This window comes from Candidatus Fukatsuia anoeciicola (genome assembly GCF_964059965.1).
Lineage (GTDB): Bacteria > Pseudomonadota > Gammaproteobacteria > Enterobacterales > Enterobacteriaceae > Fukatsuia > Fukatsuia anoeciicola.
In genome coordinates, this window is the sequence record NZ_OZ060923.1 from 366,407 (window position 1) to 385,959 (window position 19,553).

Genomic DNA, 19,553 nt, shown 5'->3' on the forward strand with positions numbered 1-19,553 from the left:
ACTTAAGGTTTAATTTGTTCATCGATCCAAGTAGAAAGTAAATGGTAAGAAATTACCAGAACCATCGGACCAATAAATAAACCAATCATACCCAAAGATAATAAACCACCAATAACACCAAAAAAAATCAATATCATTGGTAAATTGGCACTTTTACGAATCAATAATGGACGTAAAACAGCATCAAAAATACTAAGGATACAACTCCATACCAATAACATACTTCCCCAAACTGGGTTATTATCCCAATAAAGCCAAATAATAGCTGGTATAAGCACCAATAAAGGCCCTAGTTGAACAATACAAAGAATAAACATAAGAACAGTAAGCAAAGTTACATAAGGAATACCTACAATCGCTAAAGTAATACCACCTAAAATAGCTTGGACTAATGCGGTTACTACTACTCCAAATGTTACCGCTCGAATAGACTGTATAGCTAAAATAATCGTAAAATCTCCATTTTTATTTGCTAATCGCATAGCAAAATAACGGATACCTTGAGCAATCTGCTCGCCACGAAAGTAAAATAAAATACTAAATAACAACATGAGTGTTAAATGAATAATAAAACGCCCAAGATAAGCTGCTTGTGAAACAAACCAAGTAGCTGTTTTACCTACATAAGGTCGTAACTTTATTAATACTTCATTACCGCTACTAGCAATTAAACTATGCCAACTATTATAAACTTTACCTCCCACTAAAGGTACAGCATTTAACCATTTCATTTCAGGAAAATGCATATTAGCACGACTGCTTGCCCAAATTATCAAGGGCAAACTATTTGTTAGTAAACTATTAACTAATAAAGAAATTGGGATAATAAAGAATAAAATCAGTAATAATGTCATAATAATAACAGCTAGAAAACGTCGTTTCCAGAGCAAAACTTGTAACTTGATTAATAATGGCCAAGTAACAATTACTACTATGCCAGCCCAAGTTAAATCTATAATAAAAGGTTTTATAATCCAAAAACTGGCAATTATCATTACTAAAATAAATAATATGCAAAATATTAATTTAGGTAAATCATAATATTCTTGTTGTAAATTATTCATCATTAGTCTCTTAGTTATTATAATAAATAACAGATTAGATCTTATAAAACCTAAAATAGGTGAAAACATAGTTTTATACAAAACTATACCTAATAAGTTTTGAATTATAGCAAAATAATAATTAATCTAATTCTAAAAAGTATATAAGTAACACATAACTAAGATGAGTATGAGCAACTAATACTGCTGTAATTTAAAAAATAAAGGTATACAAGAGTTTTATTATAAAAACAATTTATTAAATTATAGCAGCGTAATTAAAATATATTTACTTGTTTTTAATAAATAAATTTTCTATATCAAGAATCTTATAATTTAATTTATATAAAGTTTTAATAAAATAAAAGATATTGTTATATTATTACTTTTTGTAAAGGCTTTACTTGGTCCTATTTATATTTAATAGGATTAAGAATCAAAAATAAGTAAGAGACATATAATGCTGTTATATATATTTAGTAGTAATTTTACTATGCGTTAAACAAGATTTTATTTATTAGGTCTATTGCTTTAGATGCATATTCCTATGTTAAAGATTATTATTTATACATGTATAAGGCTTATTTTTTCTTTAATAGTTAATACGTATTAAGTGAATATTAATAGATAAGTAATTTTAATAATGTTTAATAATAAATTATTTATCTATTAAATATTAAGTTATAAAACTATAATTATAGTACATAGTCTTAAGTTTTAAAGAGTAATTTTTACTTAAGTAGTTATACTCTAAAAAATATAACAGAAATTATTAAAACTTATAATTTTATTAATAAATATATAGATAAGCAAGCAAAAGTTTCCTAAGTAAGGATTTTTAGTTAAAATTAGCACATAGAGTAGTTTACTATCATATATAATAAAAAGAAATTAATTAATATATTAAACGTATTTTAGCTAACAGCTTAATTAAAAACATAGTAAACATAAGAGGTTATAAATAGATTTTAAATAAAAAATAAGGTAGGTTTATATGCAACAAAGTATTGTTAAGGAATTCTTGATTAATGATAATAATTGGTTGGGTATCATCATTACTAAAAATGCTGCTATGCAAATTGTAAAATTGATGCAACAAAATTTACATGCTAAAGGACTAAAACTAAGCGTAAAATCATCTGGCTGTGCAGATTTTACTTATGTTCTAGATATTGTTAAATCACCAGCTAATGATGATCTTTTATTTGAATACCAGAAAGCAAAACTCTATGTACCTTTAAAGGCAATGCCCTTTATTGATGGGACTAAAATGGATTACGTCCGTGAAGGACTAAATCAGATCTTTAAATTTGATAATCCTAAAGCTCAACATTCCTGTGGATGTGGTGAGAGCTTTAGCGTTTGAGTGATATAAATGACACAAAGTAATGATAAAAACTCTAAGGATGCATTAGCTTGGGTTAATAGCAGATATTATAAAGAAGGATTTTTTACCCAATTAGCAACTGACCAATTAGCTAAAGGGCTTAGCGAAGATGTAATCCGTGCTATTTCAGCTAAACGTAACGAACCAAAATGGATGTTAACATTTAGGCTAGATGCTTATCATGGATGGTTAAAAATGAAAGAACCACACTGGTTAAAAGCACACTATAAAAATCTTAATTATCAAGATTATAGCTATTACTCTGCGCCCTCTTATAATTATTGTGACAATAACTATGACTCAAAAGATATAGTAGAAGAAGTATCTACCAATAGCATAGGAAAAAATTTTTATCTTACTGCTGAGGTTGAATCTGCTTTTACTAAGCTTGGTGTACCTGTACGTGAGGGGGTTGAAGTTGCTGTTGATGCTATTTTTGACTCCGTTTCTGTTGCTACTACCTATCGTAAACAATTATCCGCACATGGTATTATTTTTTGTTCACTTAGTGAAGCCATTCAAAAATATCCTAAACTAGTACAAAAATATCTCGGTTCGGTTGTATCCATAAAAGATAATTTTTTTGCTGCTCTTAATGCAGCGGTAGCTTCAGACGGTACTTTTATCTATATACCTAAAAGTGTGCGCTGTCCAATGGAGTTATCAACCTATTTCCGTATTAATGCAGCTAAAACTGGTCAATTTGAACGCACTATTCTTATCGCTGATGAAAATAGTTATGTTAGCTATATTGAAGGTTGCTCAGCACCTGCGCGTGATACTTCTCAGTTACATGCTGCTGTAGTTGAAGTAATTTTGCATAAAAATGCTGAGGTAAAATATTCTACGGTGCAGAACTGGTTTGCTGGTTCAAATGCTACTGGCGGCATCCTTAACTTCGTTACCAAGCGTGCCTTATGTCAAGGCACTGGGTCAAAAATGTCGTGGACTCAATCAGAAACTGGATCAGCAATTACCTGGAAATACCCTAGTGTAATTTTGCAGGGGGATTATTCTATTGGAGAATTTTTCTCAGTAGCACTAACTAATAGAAAACAACAGGCTGATACTGGTACAAAGATGATCCATATTGGAAAAAATACTAAATCAACTATTATCTCTAAAGGAATCTCAGTCGGAAATAGCCAGAATACTTATCGTGGGTTAGTAAAAATTCTATCTAGTGCTAGTAATGCACGAAATTTTACCCAATGTGATTCTATGTTAATTGGTAGTCATTCAGCTGCTCATACCTTTCCCTATATTGAAGTAAAAAATCATTCAGCCCAACTAGAACATGAAGCAACAACCTCAAGAATTGGTGATGATCAATTATTTTATTGTCGTCAACGTGGCATTAGTGAAGAGGATGCAATTTCGATGATTATTAATGGGTTCTGTAAAGATATATTTTCAGAGTTACCGTTAGAGTTTGCTGTAGAAGCACAGAAATTATTAGCTATTAACCTAGAACATAGCGTTGGTTAATACTCTATTTTTAGTAATCTACTCACTCATGTTTAGTGTATAGTAGAAACACAGAAATTATTAGCTATTAACCTAGAATATACGTTGGTTAATACTCTATTTTTAGTAATCTACTCACTCATGTTTAGTGTATAAAGGAAATAGTATGTTATGTTAAGTATTAAGCAGCTAACAGCTAGTATTAAAGGTAAAACTATCCTCAAAGAGATTAATCTTAAAGTAAAATCTGGAGAAATACATGCTATCATGGGCCCTAATGGCTCAGGAAAAAGTACTCTTGCAGCTGTATTAGCTGGAAAGGAAGGATATAAGGTTACTCATGGTGAAATTTTATTTCAAAATAAAAATTTATTAAACTTAAAACTAGAGGAAAGAGCCAGGGAAGGTATCTTCCTTGCTTCTCAGTATCCAGTTGAAATTCCTGGGGTTAGCAACCTTTTTTTCTTACAGACGGCTGTTAATGCTATTCGTAAATACCGGCAACAATCTGTATTAGATCATTTTGATTTTACAGATTTTATTGAAAAAAAAATTAATTTATTAAAGATGAAAAAAGATTTACTAACCCGCTCAGTTAATGTTGGTTTCTCTGGTGGCGAAAAAAAACGTAATGATATTTTACAAATGATAACATTAGAACCTAATCTATGTATTTTAGACGAAACTGATTCCGGTTTAGATATTGATGCTTTAAAAACTGTCTCTGATGGTGTTGATTCACTGCGTAATAATAAGCGTGCTTTTATTATTATTACTCATTATCAGCGTATTTTAAATTATCTAAAACCAGATTTTGTACATGTTCTATATCAAGGTAAAATTATCGAAACTGGAGATTTTATGCTAGCAAAAAAATTGGAGGAACAAGGTTATGACTGGCTTATTACCAGATAATGATCTGCTAGTACAGTTTAGCCAATTATTTCAGCAACGGACTAGTTTATCTAACATGCAAGCTCATTGGCAACAGTATCACTGGAAAGAAACAATAAAATTAGGTTTTTCAAATCACAAACATGAAGATTGGAAGTATACATCTCTCGATCGGTTATTACAATATAGATTTAATTATGCACAAAAATTGAAAATAAGTAAACAACAATGTGATTGTCTAGCATTACCGTTAGATAGTCACCGATTAGTATTTTTAAATGGTAGATTTATTGCATCTCTCAGTGATAATATTTATGAATCCTACCAGGTTAGTTCTTTGGTAGAACAAAAAAACATACCAGTAGCAGTACATGCAGAAGTATTTTTACATCTTACAGAAAGTTTAGCACAAGAAAGTTTATTAATTCGTTTAGCTGCAGGAAAAAAAAGTAATAAGCCATTATATCTACTACATATTAGCTCTGGCCAAACAGATAATCAAAATAAAAATATAATTAACAGTAGTTATTATCGTCATCATTTATTAATAGAAGAGAATGCAAAAATACAGGTAATAGAACATTTTGTTAGTCTAAATAATCAGTCACACTTTACCTGTGCACGCTTAACAATATCCCTAGGTGATAATGCACAGTTAACGCATTATAAATTAGCATTTGAAAATCAGCATAGTTATCATTTTTCTCATAATGATTTAATACTTGGAAATCATGCCTACGCACATAGCGATAGTTTTCTACTTGGTGCTAATTTAACCAGGCACCATACTAGTGCTCAACTTAATGGCAAAGGAAGTTATATATCAATTAATAGTCTATTATTACCTTTTAGAGAAGAGATATGTGATAGTCGCACTTATCTAGAGCATAATAAAGGTCACTGCCACAGTCAACAATTACATAAAACTATAGTCTATAATAATGGTAAGGCAGTATTTGATGGCATATTAAAAGTAGCACCACATGCTGTAAGAACAGATGGGAAAATAACTAACAATAACTTACTCCTTAGCAAACAAGCAGAGGTTAATACAAAACCACGGTTAGAAATTTATACAGATGATGTTAAATGTAGCCACGGTGCAACAGTAGGATATATTGATATTGAACAGGTGTCTTATTTACGGTCTCGTGGTATTAGTAAAACTAAAGCTAAACAAATGATTATTTTTGCTTTTGCTGCTGAACTTACAGAATCACTAAAGAATAAGATTATTCATCAACAAGTAGTAACCCGTATCACTAAACGTTTAAAACGGATAGATATATGATTAATAATAACTTGCATGATAATAAACAAGCTAAAGTAGACAATAATCTGCAAATAAAAAATTTTTCTATAGAACAAATTAGAGCTGATTTTCCACTACTCAGTAGACAGGTTAATAATATTCCACTTATTTACTTAGATAGCGCAGCAAGTGCACAAAAACCACAAGTAGTAATTGATAGTGAAATGAATTTTTATCGTAAGTATTACGCAGCAGTAAATCGTGGTATCCATACTTTAGGTGAAAAAGCAACAGAAGCTATGGAACACGTACGTTGTCAAGTTGCAGATTTTATTCATGCTAAAACAGAACAAGAGATTGTTTTCGTTAAAGGTGCTACTGAGGGTATTAATTTAGTAGCTAATAGCTATGGGGATCATTTTCTTAATACTGGTGATAGTATTATTATTACCGAGATGGAACATCATGCTAATATTGTTCCTTGGCAAATTTTAGCCAAGAAACGTGGTCTTATTATTAAAATATGGCATTTAACAACTTCTGGAGAATTAGATTTAAATGACCTATCAAAATTAATTGATCACCATACCCATTTACTAGCAATTACACATATTTCTAATGTACTAGGTACGATAAACCCAATACATGATATTGTAATGAAAGCAAAAGCGCTTGCAAAAGATTTAGTAGTATTGGTTGATGGTGCACAAGCAGTAATGCATCAGCAAGTTGATGTACAAGCATTAGATTGTGATTTTTATGTATTTTCTGGCCATAAATTATATGGACCGACTGGTATTGGCATACTATATGGTAAAAATAAATTATTACAAATGATGCCTCCTTGGGAAAGTGGGGGATCAATGATTAAAACTGTCAGTTTAACAGAAGAAACTACTTTTGCTGATGCTCCAGTACGCTTTGAAGCTGGTTCACCTAATACTGCTGCTATTATTGGCATGGGAGCTGCTATAAACTATATTAATCAGCTAGGATTAACTAGAATTCAGCATTATGAACAGTCACTAATGACTTATGCATTAAAAAAGTTAAAGCAAGTACCAAACTTTAAACTTTATGGTTCAGAAAAAAATCGTGCTGGAGTTATTGCTTTTAATTTAGGGCAGCATCATTCCTATGACGTTGGTATTTTTCTTGATAAGTATGGTATTGCTATTCGTACAGGTCAACATTGTGCTATACCACTAATGAAATTTTATAACGTATCTACTATGTGTCGTGTTTCTCTGGCGCTATATAATACGTATGAAGAAATTAATCAACTGGTTACTGCATTACAAAGTATTGAGTGCCTTTTAAATTAACCATTATAATATAATTAAGTAGCTTTAATTTTACGTATTAAGGAAAAGCTATGGCAATATTGCCAAGTAAACAAAAATTGCTTGCTAATTTTAATCGTTGCCTTAATTGGGAAGAAAAATATCGTTATATAATTGAATTAGGGATGCAATTACCAGCATTAACGAAAGAACAACGGCAACCACAAAATTTAATTGCTGGTTGTTATAGCCAAGTATGGATTAGCGTTACATTAACAAAAGAGAATCAAGTATTATTTGCTGGAGACAGTGATACTGTAATTGTTAAAGGGTTAATGGCAATAGTATTTATTCTTTATCAAAATTTGCTACCAGAACAAATCATTAAGTTAGATATACAGCCCTTTTTCTCTGAGCTGGCATTAAGTCAACATTTAACGCCGCATCGTTCTCAAGGGCTAGAATCTATGGTACGCGCTATCTATACTGCAGTAGTACACTTAACCTAATAAACACTAGATATTTTCTAATAAAAACAAGTAGTAACTAATAAAATAGCTTAGTTATCTTTTTATTAAACTCTATAATCTTAAGATTATAGAGTTCTATTTGTTAATTATTTTATTAATTCTATCATTATTTTAAGTTTTGTTAATTCTCTTTTTACTATTATCCTCCCACTTATACTAATAAAGAACATATATAGATGTTACTAATATTTTACATATTCCATTATTTAGATTTAGAGTTATCTAGTGTTTTTTTGAGTTTTAAGGTCTACTATAAGTATTTAATACTGCGCTTTACAGTTTTATACTAATATAATATCTAAAATTATTCTTAGTAATATGCTAATTAATAATAATTTAATAATTATATTATTACATGCCTAGATTATAGTTATATACTAATTATTTTAATAAAATTAATATAGGGCTAGATATTAAATACTACTAGTACTAGCAGTATTGTGCTATCATTTCTGTCTAAATCTTTAGTTTTTACTTCAATATAGCTAAATATTTCATATTTACTAAAATGATACCTGATAGGTAGACATTAAATAGTTATTTTAACCAATAAATAGTATTTTAGTCAATGACAGGATATAATTAAATTATGCTTTTATTACTTACTAGATAAGAAAAAATTACTTTTTATCCTATTAACTCTAGTTATACTTATTTATATCTAAATAATATTAATAATATAATATAATATAATATATTATAAGAAATTTTATGTAAGTCATTAATTAATCATTATATTTCTTTTAAAAATCAATGTTCTTACTCTTATAAGCAACAGTAGTTAAAAAATTTAGATTATATTTCAAGGATTATTTGTTAATAATCCTCAAATATCTACAAGGGTGTCGTAGTTGTTTTTCTGTTAACTAAAACTATAAGATAAGTAATATTATATATTAAAATAATATATAATATTAACATATACTTATTAATGCCACTAAATACTGTTTAAACTGATAAAGACATAAAGAGTTTTATTTAGAAAAAACATATTTTAAAAAAAACTAAGTAGTCATTAATAAAAAATAAAGTAGTTATTTATATAATTTTTATTAATAAAAATATTTAATTTTAGATTATTCAAAGACTTTATGCATAAATATATCTTACAATTAAAATGTAATAAATATAGATTACTTAGGACTAGTAAAAATTCATTTAAACTTAATATTACTTAAAAAATAAAGAAAATATTTAATACTAAAAGATAATCTTATAATATAACTTATTAAGTTAGCATGTGTTAAATAAAAATATTATTAGTATGATTAAATAATCTAAAGTTATATTAGATTTTTACTAAAATAGGTAATAATAATTTGAATTGAGAAATAATCTAACTATAGTAATTTATAGTATGAAAATTAGATAAATAAGAGTTTTTGAAGAGATTAATGAAACTTATAGCACTTACTGTAGTTTTGTAGTAAACTTATTGGCTAATTGTTCTAATTGGTGGCGAGTTGTTTGTTTTGTATCTACTTTTACGTAGATACTTTGTTCTTCTCTTACTACTACTACATCGGTGACGCCAAGCTGATTTCTGAAGTATTTTTCTAAGTTTACATCTTTTATAGCTGCTGCAGAAAGTACAATGCGTAAACTACTAACATAAGGTGGTTCTTGCATAGTACAACTAATAGCAAACCATAATAATGCAATTATTGCATTATTTATAAATACCGCTTCAGCTCCAGCAACTCCGAATATCCAACCTCCTAAACTACCACCGATAGCTGTACCAATAAACTGACTGGTAGAGTATATACTCATGGCTGTACCTTTGTAACTAGCAGGAGACTCTTTGCTTATTAATGATGGTAAAATAGCTTCCATTAAGTTAAAAACAATAAAAAATAATTGCATACCAATAATAATTATCCAAAGATGTTGCCTAGCATTACAAAGTATAATTTCAGCAATACAAAGCACTGCTACACAGCTAATAAAAACCTGTCTTATATGCCGTTTAGTTTCAGCATATATAATAAAAGGCACTACCATCGCAAAAGAAATTAACATTGTTATTAAATAAATGTATCCATGCTGCTTAGGTGATAATTTAGCGCTTTCTATTACGTGTGGTAAAGCAATAAAATTTGACATTAATAAAATATGCAAGCACATAATACCAAAATTTATTTTTAACAATCGATAATTATTAAATACTTTAGTAATACTGCTTTTAACGATACTCGCTTCTCGATTAAGAATATGGGTATTGGTTGTAGGAACAATAGTTATAGCAATAATAATACTAAGTAAAGCAAGTATAGCGATATTCCCAAATAAGATATTTAAGCCAAAAGAATGAGTAATCATAGGACCAAGAAACATAGCAATAGCAAAAGTAATACCAAAGCTAATACCTATAAGTGCCATCGCTTTAGTACGATTTTGTTCGCGAGTTAGATCAGAGAGTAATGCCATTACTGCTGCTGCAATTACACCAGAACCTTGCAATGCACGCCCTAGTATAATACCCCAAATAGAATTACTTAATGCTGCGACGATACTACCAAACATAAAAACTATTAATCCAAAGATAATAAGAGGTTTATGGCCAATACGATCAGAAATAAATCCAAAAGGAATTTGAAAGATTACTTGAGTAAAACCATAAATACCAATAGCAATACCAATAAGTACTTCATTAGCACCGTTTAGTGCCATACCATAAGTAGTAATAACTGGTAAAACCATAAACATACCGAGCATGCGTAACGAAAAAATAATTCCTAATCCCCAAGCAGCTCGTAGTTCTAATGATGTCATTTTATTATCATTCATAAAATCCATAAAAATTTTATTAATTAGCATTAACTAGTAATGCGACAGAGGTGGTTGCATTAAAATCAATAGACATCATAATGCTAAGCGAAGTAATAGTAATTATTGAAAAGATAAATAGATTTTTTGCCCATATAATATTACTTCTTGTTCTGTAACCTCGTAATGCTATACCTAGCCACCAAAGGTTTATAGTAGTAACTACAAAAAGATAACTATATCCAGTATAGCCACTTAATACTAACATTGAAGTAGCTAGCATGAACGCTAAAATATAAAGTATTATATGGTTTTTAGTGATAAAAATGCCTTTAATTATTGGTAAAATAGGAATATTCGCTGCCTGATAATCTTTGTAGCGAAAAATAGCAATTGCATAAGAATGTGGCATTTGCCATAAACTAAAAATTAAGAATAGAATAAAAGCACCAGTATCAATCTTATTAGTAACGGCACAATAACCAATAACAGGAGGAGCCGCACCAGATAGACTACCAATTAATGTACCATAGACTGAATGACGTTTCATATAAAGACTATAGATTGCAATGTATATAATAAAACCTATTATTGATAATACCATTGCTAATACATTAACCATAAAATAAAGTAATAGTATACCAGTAACACCTAGTATTGAGGCATAGATCAAGATTATTTTTTTATTAATTAGACCTGTTACTAAGACACGATTCTTTGTTCTTTGCATAATGCTATCAATATCACGATCAATATAATTATTGAATACACAACTAGAGGCGACCACTAATAAGACACTAAGGAGTGTAGAAAAAAATAAAGGATAATTAATTACACCCTGGGCTGCGAGAATAAATCCCCCAGTAACAGAAATTAAATTACCAAAAACAATGCCTGGTTTAGTAACCTGCAAATATTGTTTAATCATTAGAGGTTACTCATTACTAATTGTCATATTGATATCAAGATTATACATGATCCAAAGTGAGCCGATTATGATAATAGTAACAACTATAATAGTAAATATAAAAGCTACTAAATTCCAACGCTCTGTTGAAGATTGATTCATATGTAGGAAATATACTAAATGTATAAAAATCTGTACTAAAGCAAAGGCAACTACTGTTATTAAAATTATATTATGAGAGATATTATTATATATTACCATAACAAATGGAATAACAGTTAAAATAATAGAAAATACGAAGCCAATCAGGTAAGATTTTAAGCTTTCATGGTTAACGCCCATATAATTATCTTTAGCATGAGCATAATTGTTAATATGGTCATCAGTAGAAATATTCATTTATATGACCCCTAATAGATAAACAATAGTGAATACACATATCCAGATTATATCAAGGAAATGCCAAAATAAACTTAGGCATATTAATCTAGTTTGGTTAATTGTACTTAAACCACGTTTTATTGTTTGAATTATCATGATAATAATCCAAACTAGACCAACACTTACATGAATACCATGAGTTGCTACTAACACAAAGAAACTTGATAAAAAAGCACTACGATTAGGACCATAACCTTTAGTAATTAGTTCATGAAATTCAAAAAATTCCATTGTTATAAAACTTAATCCAAGTATAAAAGTTAATGCTAACCATAAATTAACCTGATCTTTATTACCTTTGTTCATGCTAAGCATTGTAATTCCATAGGTAATACTACTAAATAGTAATAAAAAAGTTTCTATCAATACAAAACTTAAATTAAAAATATCTTTACCTGAAGGCCCCCCTGCGGTGTTATTAACTAAAACTGCATAGGTTGCAAATAATGTTGCAAATAGAATGCAATCACTCATTAAATAGATCCAAAAACCAAATATTTTTATAGCTCCATTATTATGATGACTATGCTCTGTATGAGTTATATTATAGTCAAAATTACTTTGGATTAGAGATTTAGTTAACATGATTTACGCCTATACTTTATTGATTTGTTTATAGTGTTGATTTTCAATATATTTAATTTCATCAATAGATATACAATAATCAAAATCTTCATTAAAACTTTTTATAATCCAAGTAATAACTATGCCAGCAAAACTAATAACTGCTAACCACCAAATGTACCAAATCATAGCAAAACCAAAGATTAAACTAAAACTAGCAATAACTACGCCAACACTAGTATTTTTAGGCATGCGTATTTCGTTGTATTTTTCTGGACGTTTATATGCTTCACCCGTCTCTTTCATTCGCCAGAATTCATCACGTTCATGAATATATGGAACTATAGCAAAATTATAGGATGGAGGGGGTGAAGGTATCATCCATTCTAATGTACGTGCTCCCCAAGGATCACCGGTTAAATCATAATTCTGTTTACGATCACGGATACTAACAAAAATCTGGATAAACTGACATAAAATACCACAGGCAATAAGTAAAGTACCACCTGCCGCTAACATTAACATTGGATGAAATTCTGGATTAATATCTTGGCTTAAACGGCGAGTCATTCCCATAAAACCTAAGATATATAGAGGCATAAAAGCAATAAAGAAACCAATCAACCAAAACCAGAATGCACGAATACCCCATTTTTCGTTTAAAATAAAACCAAAAGATTTAGGAAACCAATAAGTTAAACCTGCAAAGCAACCAAATACTACACCACCAATAATAACGTTATGAAAGTGAGCAATTAAAAATAAACTATTATGTAAAACAAAGTTAGCACCAGGTACTGCTAATAATACACCAGTCATTCCACCAATAGAAAAGGTAATAATAAAACCAATTGTCCATAACATAGCTGAGTTAAACTGGATATGTCCTTGATACATAGTAAACAACCAATTAAATATTTTTACCCCAGTTGGAATAGAAATAATCATGGTAGCAATGCCAAAAAAAGCATTTACATTAGCACCCGATCCCATAGTAAAAAAATGGTGCAACCAAACAATAAATGATAGTATTGTAATAACAATAGTTGCCCATACTAATGAAGTATACCCAAATAATCGTTTTTTCGAAAAAGTAGCGGTAACTTCAGAAAATATACCAAATACAGGTAACACTAAGATATAAACTTCTGGGTGCCCCCAAGCCCAAATTAGGTTGATATACATCATCATATTACCACCCATATCATTGGTAAAAAAGTGAGTGCCTATATAACGATCTAGTGTTAGTAATGCTATGGTTACAGTTAAAATAGGAAAAGCAATGATAATCAAGATATTAGCACAAAGCGCAGTCCAGGTAAAAACTGGCATTTTCATCATAGACATTCCTGGTGCACGTGTTTTTAAGATAGTAACAAAAAAATTAATACCAGTTAATAGAGTACCTATACCTGAAATTTGTAAACTCCATATCCAATAATCAACACCCACACCAGGATTATACTCTTTCGCAGAAAGTGGCGAATAAGCTAACCAACCAGTTTGTGCAAATTCACCTACCCCAAGAGAAATATTAATTAATAATACACCAACAATAAATAACCAAAAACTTAAAGAGTTCAAAAATGGATAAGCTACGTCACGCACACCTATCTGTAATGGCACGACCACATTTATTAGACCAATAATAAAAGGCATTGCCATAAAAAAAATCATAATCACGCCATGAGCAGTGAAAATTTGATCATAATGATGAGGTGATAAAAAACCAGTTTCCCCCGCAGAGGATAATGCTTGTTGGCCGCGCATCATAATTGCATCGGCAAAGCCACGCATCAACATAACTATAGCAACAATAATATACATTATACCAATTTTTTTATGATCAACTGAGGTTAACCATTCATTATATAACCATTTCCATTTACCAAAATAAGTTAAAAAAGTCGTCAGTGCTAGTCCAACAACTATAATAAACATTATAGTTATCATAATGATTGGTTCATGAAATGGCACCGCTTCAAGTGTTAATTTTCCTAGCATTATTTACTCCTCGGTCCTATATGAATCTATTTACCTTTATATATACTTTCATGTATTTTATTGCCTGTCAGGTAGTTACTATTCATTTGCATATCACCCATGAATTTATTGATTTGTTCTTTAAATAGTCCAGGCTTTACACTGGAAAAATATTTAACCGGATTATTTTTACTGGGCTGTGCTAATTTATTAAAATCATTAGTATTATTTAGGGTATATGATGATGCTTTTATTTGTCTAACCCACTGATTGAAATCTGCTTCTGTTAATGTGGCAATAGCAGTAAATTTCATTCCTGAAAAACCTTCACCGCTATAACTACTGGAAAAACCTTTGTATTTACCAGCATCATTAGCAATAAGATGTAGTTTAGTCTGCATTCCAGCCATTGCATAAATTTGCCCACCTAACTGAGGAATAAAAAACGAATTCATTACTGAATTAGAAGTAATCTTGAAATTTAATGGAATATTAATTGGAAATGCTAATTCATTAACAGTAGCAATACCTTGCTCTGGATAGATAAATAACCATTTCCAGTCAAGAGATACCACTTCAATAGTTATAGGTTTTTTATCACTAACTAATGGTTTATAGGGATCAAGTTTATGGCTAGTTTGCCAGGTTATTACTGCTAATATAGTAATAATAATAATTGGTACTAACCAAATAATGATCTCAATTTTATTAGAATGAGACCAATAGGGGGTGTAAGCAGAATTTTTATTTTTAGCACGGAATTTCCAAGCAAAAACTAAGGTCATAAAGATAACTGGAATAACAACAATTAACATTAAACCTATTGCTGTTAGTATTAGATTTTTCTGTTCAACTCCGATAGCTCCTTTAGGATTCATTAAAATAGTATCGCAACCACTTAGTATTATTATTGCAGTAAATAAAGAAAGTATCTTTATACTTTTAATATAACTATTATGTCTCATTTAATGACCTCAATGATAAAATAACGCGCTACTAGACCTTTTTAAATTCTTTTATTAATTTTATACTACTTGTCAGTAGATAGAGATCTATTATTACTTTTATCTATATTAGTATTTTACGGTAAGGTCATTAAACTGTAAACATACCTGATCTACCTTAATATCTGATAGGCTAATAAAATTAAAAAATTATTATTAGAATTATTAATACTAACTAAATATTATGACAATGTACTAATAATAGCAGGAAAGATTTCTAATATTAACAGAAAAAATAATACAAAGTTATGCTTAGTTAAAGTTAACTTCTATTTTGAGTTATTCTAAATTATCTAAAAGATAATATAATTATTTTAAGTTTGTTTTTAACAAGTTATTTGATTAAAACATGATAAACACAAGAGATTTAAAATAGACTCTAAGATATATCTCGTAAAATACAGAATAGATTTCTTATAAAATCTATTAGATACTATAAATTCTACTATTAGTTTAATAAGTTCTCTGTACCCAATAACTAATTTACGGAGAAAATGAAATGAAGTTTATAGATAAAGCCATGATTCTCGTTATAGCTGGTAATGGCGGTAACGGCTGTGCAAGTTTTCGTCGCGAAAAATACATCCCGCATGGTGGACCTAATGGAGGTGATGGAGGTGATGGAGGTGATGTTTATCTACTTGCGGATAATAATCTTAATACCTTAGTTGACTATCACTTTATAAAATCATTTCATGCTGAGCATGGTAAAAATGGTCAAAGTTATAATTGTACTGGTAAGCGTGGCAAGGATATTACCCTTAAAGTACCAGTTGGCACTAGAATATTAGATCAAAGTACCAATCAAATCTTAGGTGATATGTTATGTCATCAGCAAAGCCTAATGGTAGCAAAAGGAGGTTTTCACGGACTAGGTAATACACGTTTTAAATCTTCTATTAACCGTGCTCCACGTAAAAAAACAATGGGTACAATTGGAGAGATGCGTAATTTAACTATGGAACTTTTATTACTAGCGGATGTTGGTATGTTAGGATTACCTAATGCAGGTAAATCTACTTTTGTTTGTGCTATCTCTGCTGCTAAACCAAAAGTAGCCAATTATGCTTTTACTACTTTAGTGCCAACTCTTGGTACTGTTAGAATGGATTATAAACAAAGTTTTGTTATTGCTGATATCCCAGGATTAATTGAAGGTGCTTCAATAGGTATAGGTTTAGGGATTCATTTTCTTAAACATCTAGAACGTTGCAGTCTATTATTACATTTAGTTGATATTGCACCGATTGATGGTTCCGATCCAATTAAAAATATCAATATAATTATTAATGAATTACAACAATATAAAGTTAATATTATTAATAAAGTACGCTGGTTAGTTTTTAATAAAATTGATTTATTAGATAAAAAAGAAGCTGAAAAATATGCAAAAAAAATTATTACAGCACTAGAATGGCGAGATAAATATTATCTAATATCAGCAGCAAATTATAGTGGTGTTCATTTACTATGCTGGGATATAATGAATTTTCTCAATACGCAAAAAGACTTAATAATCAAAAAATAATTAACAGAAAAAATTAAGCTTATATGGAGTAACTATAATCTTAATACTAGCAGTATTAGTAATTAATAACAGCTCCAAGATTTATTTAAGATCTATTATACAAAAAATATTTTATTAAAATTAAAAGGTGGACAAGCTTTATCTTGTCCACAGGTAGTTATTATTATGCTAAAAGATAAATATCATTATCACCACGACAAATACGTAATGCTAAGATCTTAGGTTCTTTATCGAGAATTTTACGTAAATCTGCTAAATTTCGTACTCTTTCCTGGCTAATTGCTATGATAATATCATCTTTTTTTAAGCCAATACGAAAAGCTGCAGAACCTGGTTTTACTTCGCCAATTTTTACTCCTGGAATATTAGTGGCATTACTTAATTCTGCCCCCTCAATTCTCTTATAAAGCGTACCAGAACTAACACGAACTTGAGAACCCTGTTCTAGTGTAATATTAACAATAACAGGTTTGCCATTACGTAATAAACCTAACGTCATTTTTGTTCCAATTGGTAAACTACCTATTTCAGCACGGAAAGAAGCAAAGCTATTAACTGGTTTATTATTTAATTTAACAATTACATCTCCAGCTTTAATACCTGCTTTAGCAGCAGAAGAATTTGGTAGTACTTGGTTAATAAAAGTTCCTTTTTGTGCATCTACTCGCATAGCTTTTGCTAATTCTGCATTAAGCTCGGTGCCCATAATTCCTAGTTCGCCTCGTTTTACCTGCCCAAATTCTACCATTTGAGCTGTAAGATTTTTTATCATATTACTTGGAATAGAAAAACCAATACCAATATTTCCACCATCAGGGGCAAGAATTGCTGTATTGATACCAATTAGTTCACCTTGTAAATTAACTAAAGCACCACCAGAATTACCACGATTAATAGCTGCGTCGGTTTGGATAAAATTTTCATCATTTTCTAAATTTAAACCACTACGTCCCAATGCAGAAATAATACCGAATGTTGCAGTTTCTCCTAAACCATAAGGATTGCCAATAGCAACGGTATAATCTCCTACTCGTAATTTATCTGAATCAGCCATTTTTATTGCTTTTAGATTTTTAAAATCCTTTAATTGCAGCAAAGCAATATCAGTGCGAGGATCTTTACCAATAATTTTTGCATCATAGTGATGACCATCACTTAATTGTACTTGAATTTTACTCGCATGATTTACTACATGATTGTTAGTAACAACATAACCTTTATTTACGTCTATAACTACACCTGAGCCTAATGCCTTAAAGTTTTTTTCTATGGGCTGATTATAATTCTTTTGGTTACCCCAACAGAAAGGTGAGTTCTGGAATGGAGAATCTTCTTGGCAAAAGGGAAAAGCATCACTAAAAAACTGCGATGATCTCTGGTCTCGTTTAATAGTAGTGCTACCTTCAATATTAATGCTAACTACTGCAGGTATTACGCCCTCTAACATTGGTGCTAAACTTGGTAATAATTGCTCGTTACTTATCTGGTTATCTCCTATTTCATTATTAAAAAAAGGTTTTGTAGTAGCAGTTACAATTGGAATAACAATTATACTTATGCTTAATGCTAATGTACTAAATATTAAAATAGTTTTTTTCATAAATTGATTTCTCTAAATATAAAAAATAAAATTAGTAGATAATTTAATCACTTGTTTCGTTACGCCTTGTATAATTAATTTTTTGACTTGAGATTCATTTAAATAAATTTATAAAAGAAACCTTAAGTCTCTTTTATAAGTCAAATATAGGTTATATATTAATCTAACTTTAGTAATTAATGAATAATAAAATAAAAATAACATTATTAGTGCTATAAAACTAAAATAATCCTACTATGTAGTAATGTTAATTACTATCAAGCTAGATTATTATAAGAATTCACAATTCATATTAGCTAGCTAATAATACTAAAACAGTTTGAATATAATTAGGTATTGGTATAGTTTTAATTATTATCAGTACCATTTAATTACTAATTATTAATAACCAAATTGCTTTATTAATGTTAGTTTCTACTAGGAGAGTAGCGAGTAATATTAAAATTAACGATTATGGTTCTTAAAAAATTTATTACCATAATGTAAGCATATTATTTAATTATAAATTTAACTAGATACTAAGTTATTTTAGTACTTTTACTACTATAAATAACTTATTATTAGCAAAAAGATATAAAATAATACATTATCATTATAGTTAGGTCTAATTTATAACAATTATATTTATTTATAGCAGTATCCTTTAGGGTACCTTAGAAATATTTTCTAGCAAATAACTATAGATATAAAAAGTAATAATTATTAGATTATATACATTATTAGTTCAATATATTTTTATAATAGACTCCATGATCCTATATGTTACTGTTTAAATTATATTTAAATTTTTAATAAATTTTTTATCAATCAGTAATTAATAATTTAGACTATTAATTATTAATATATTTATTAAATTTAATTTAATAGTCTTTTATTGCTAAATAAAATTGTTTTTTTAGAT

12 protein-coding genes and 3 pseudogenes are annotated in these 19,553 nt (G+C 29.3%); 7 read left to right on the forward strand and 8 right to left on the reverse strand.

What is annotated here, in order from left to right; translation table 11 throughout:
• Positions 1-2 precede the first annotated feature (2 nt).
• Positions 3-1,064, reverse strand: a complete 1,062-nt coding sequence (ydiK, locus tag AB4W73_RS01275) for an AI-2E family transporter YdiK (RefSeq protein ID WP_367680744.1) — start codon at positions 1,062-1,064, stop codon at positions 3-5.
• Between the two features lie 973 nt (positions 1,065-2,037).
• On the opposite strand from ydiK, the gene sufA reads away from it, so the two are divergent.
• The 6 genes from sufA (at position 2,038) to sufE (ending at position 7,835) form a co-directional block, all read left to right on the forward strand.
• A complete protein-coding gene (gene sufA, locus AB4W73_RS01280) occupies positions 2,038-2,409 on the forward strand; it encodes a Fe-S cluster assembly scaffold SufA (protein WP_367680633.1) in 372 nt (123 codons plus the stop codon).
• 9 nt (positions 2,410-2,418) lie between these two features.
• Positions 2,419-3,918, forward strand: a complete 1,500-nt coding sequence (gene sufB, locus AB4W73_RS01285) for a Fe-S cluster assembly protein SufB (RefSeq protein ID WP_367680634.1) — start codon at positions 2,419-2,421, stop codon at positions 3,916-3,918.
• Positions 3,919-4,068: 150 nt separating this feature from the next.
• Positions 4,069-4,812 (forward strand): Fe-S cluster assembly ATPase SufC, encoded by a 744-nt coding sequence (sufC, locus tag AB4W73_RS01290; protein ID WP_367680635.1) that lies wholly within the window; start codon positions 4,069-4,071, stop codon positions 4,810-4,812.
• Positions 4,790-6,082, forward strand: coding sequence for a Fe-S cluster assembly protein SufD (sufD, locus tag AB4W73_RS01295; RefSeq protein WP_367680636.1), 1,293 nt, complete (start codon positions 4,790-4,792; stop codon positions 6,080-6,082). Before sufC ends, sufD begins: the two co-directional genes overlap by 23 nt.
• A complete protein-coding gene (gene sufS / locus AB4W73_RS01300) occupies positions 6,079-7,368 on the forward strand; it encodes a cysteine desulfurase SufS (RefSeq protein WP_367680637.1) in 1,290 nt (429 codons plus the stop codon). The genes sufD and sufS overlap by 4 nt, the downstream gene beginning before the upstream one ends.
• 50 nt (positions 7,369-7,418) lie before the next feature.
• Positions 7,419-7,835: a cysteine desulfuration protein SufE gene (gene sufE / locus AB4W73_RS01305; protein WP_367680638.1), complete on the forward strand. Its 417-nt coding sequence runs from the start codon at positions 7,419-7,421 to the stop codon at positions 7,833-7,835.
• A 1,431-nt stretch (positions 7,836-9,266) separates the two neighbouring features.
• Here sufE and AB4W73_RS01310 read toward each other — a convergent pair.
• The 6 genes and pseudogenes from AB4W73_RS01310 to cyoA form a co-directional block, all read right to left on the reverse strand.
• Positions 9,267-10,646: an MFS transporter gene (locus AB4W73_RS01310; RefSeq protein ID WP_367680639.1), complete on the reverse strand. Its 1,380-nt coding sequence runs from the start codon at positions 10,644-10,646 to the stop codon at positions 9,267-9,269.
• Between the two features lie 19 nt (positions 10,647-10,665).
• Complete coding sequence (gene cyoE / locus AB4W73_RS01315; RefSeq protein WP_367680640.1) at positions 10,666-11,553, reverse strand: heme o synthase; 888 nt, start codon at positions 11,551-11,553, stop codon at positions 10,666-10,668.
• Positions 11,554-11,559: 6 nt separating this feature from the next.
• Complete coding sequence (cyoD, locus tag AB4W73_RS01320) at positions 11,560-11,931, reverse strand: cytochrome o ubiquinol oxidase subunit IV (protein WP_367680641.1); 372 nt, start codon at positions 11,929-11,931, stop codon at positions 11,560-11,562.
• Positions 11,932-12,558: a cytochrome o ubiquinol oxidase subunit III gene (locus AB4W73_RS01325; protein WP_367680642.1), complete on the reverse strand. Its 627-nt coding sequence runs from the start codon at positions 12,556-12,558 to the stop codon at positions 11,932-11,934.
• Positions 12,548-14,541: pseudogene (cyoB, locus tag AB4W73_RS01330) on the reverse strand (cytochrome o ubiquinol oxidase subunit I). The gene AB4W73_RS01325 and the pseudogene cyoB overlap by 11 nt, the downstream one beginning before the upstream one ends.
• Positions 14,542-14,621: 80 nt before the next feature.
• A pseudogene (gene cyoA, locus AB4W73_RS01335) lies at positions 14,622-15,485 on the reverse strand (cytochrome o ubiquinol oxidase subunit II); the annotation flags it as partial.
• 538 nt (positions 15,486-16,023) lie between these two features.
• Between cyoA and cgtA the strand changes: the two are divergent.
• A pseudogene (gene cgtA / locus AB4W73_RS01340) lies at positions 16,024-17,049 on the forward strand (Obg family GTPase CgtA); the annotation flags it as partial.
• A gap of 166 nt (positions 17,050-17,215) precedes the next feature.
• On the opposite strand, the gene degP reads toward cgtA, so the two are convergent.
• Positions 17,216-18,652 carry a serine endoprotease DegP gene (gene degP / locus AB4W73_RS01345; RefSeq protein ID WP_367680643.1) on the reverse strand — a complete coding sequence of 479 codons (1,437 nt, stop codon included), beginning with the start codon at positions 18,650-18,652 and terminating at the stop codon, positions 17,216-17,218.
• Positions 18,653-19,553 lie beyond the last annotated feature (901 nt).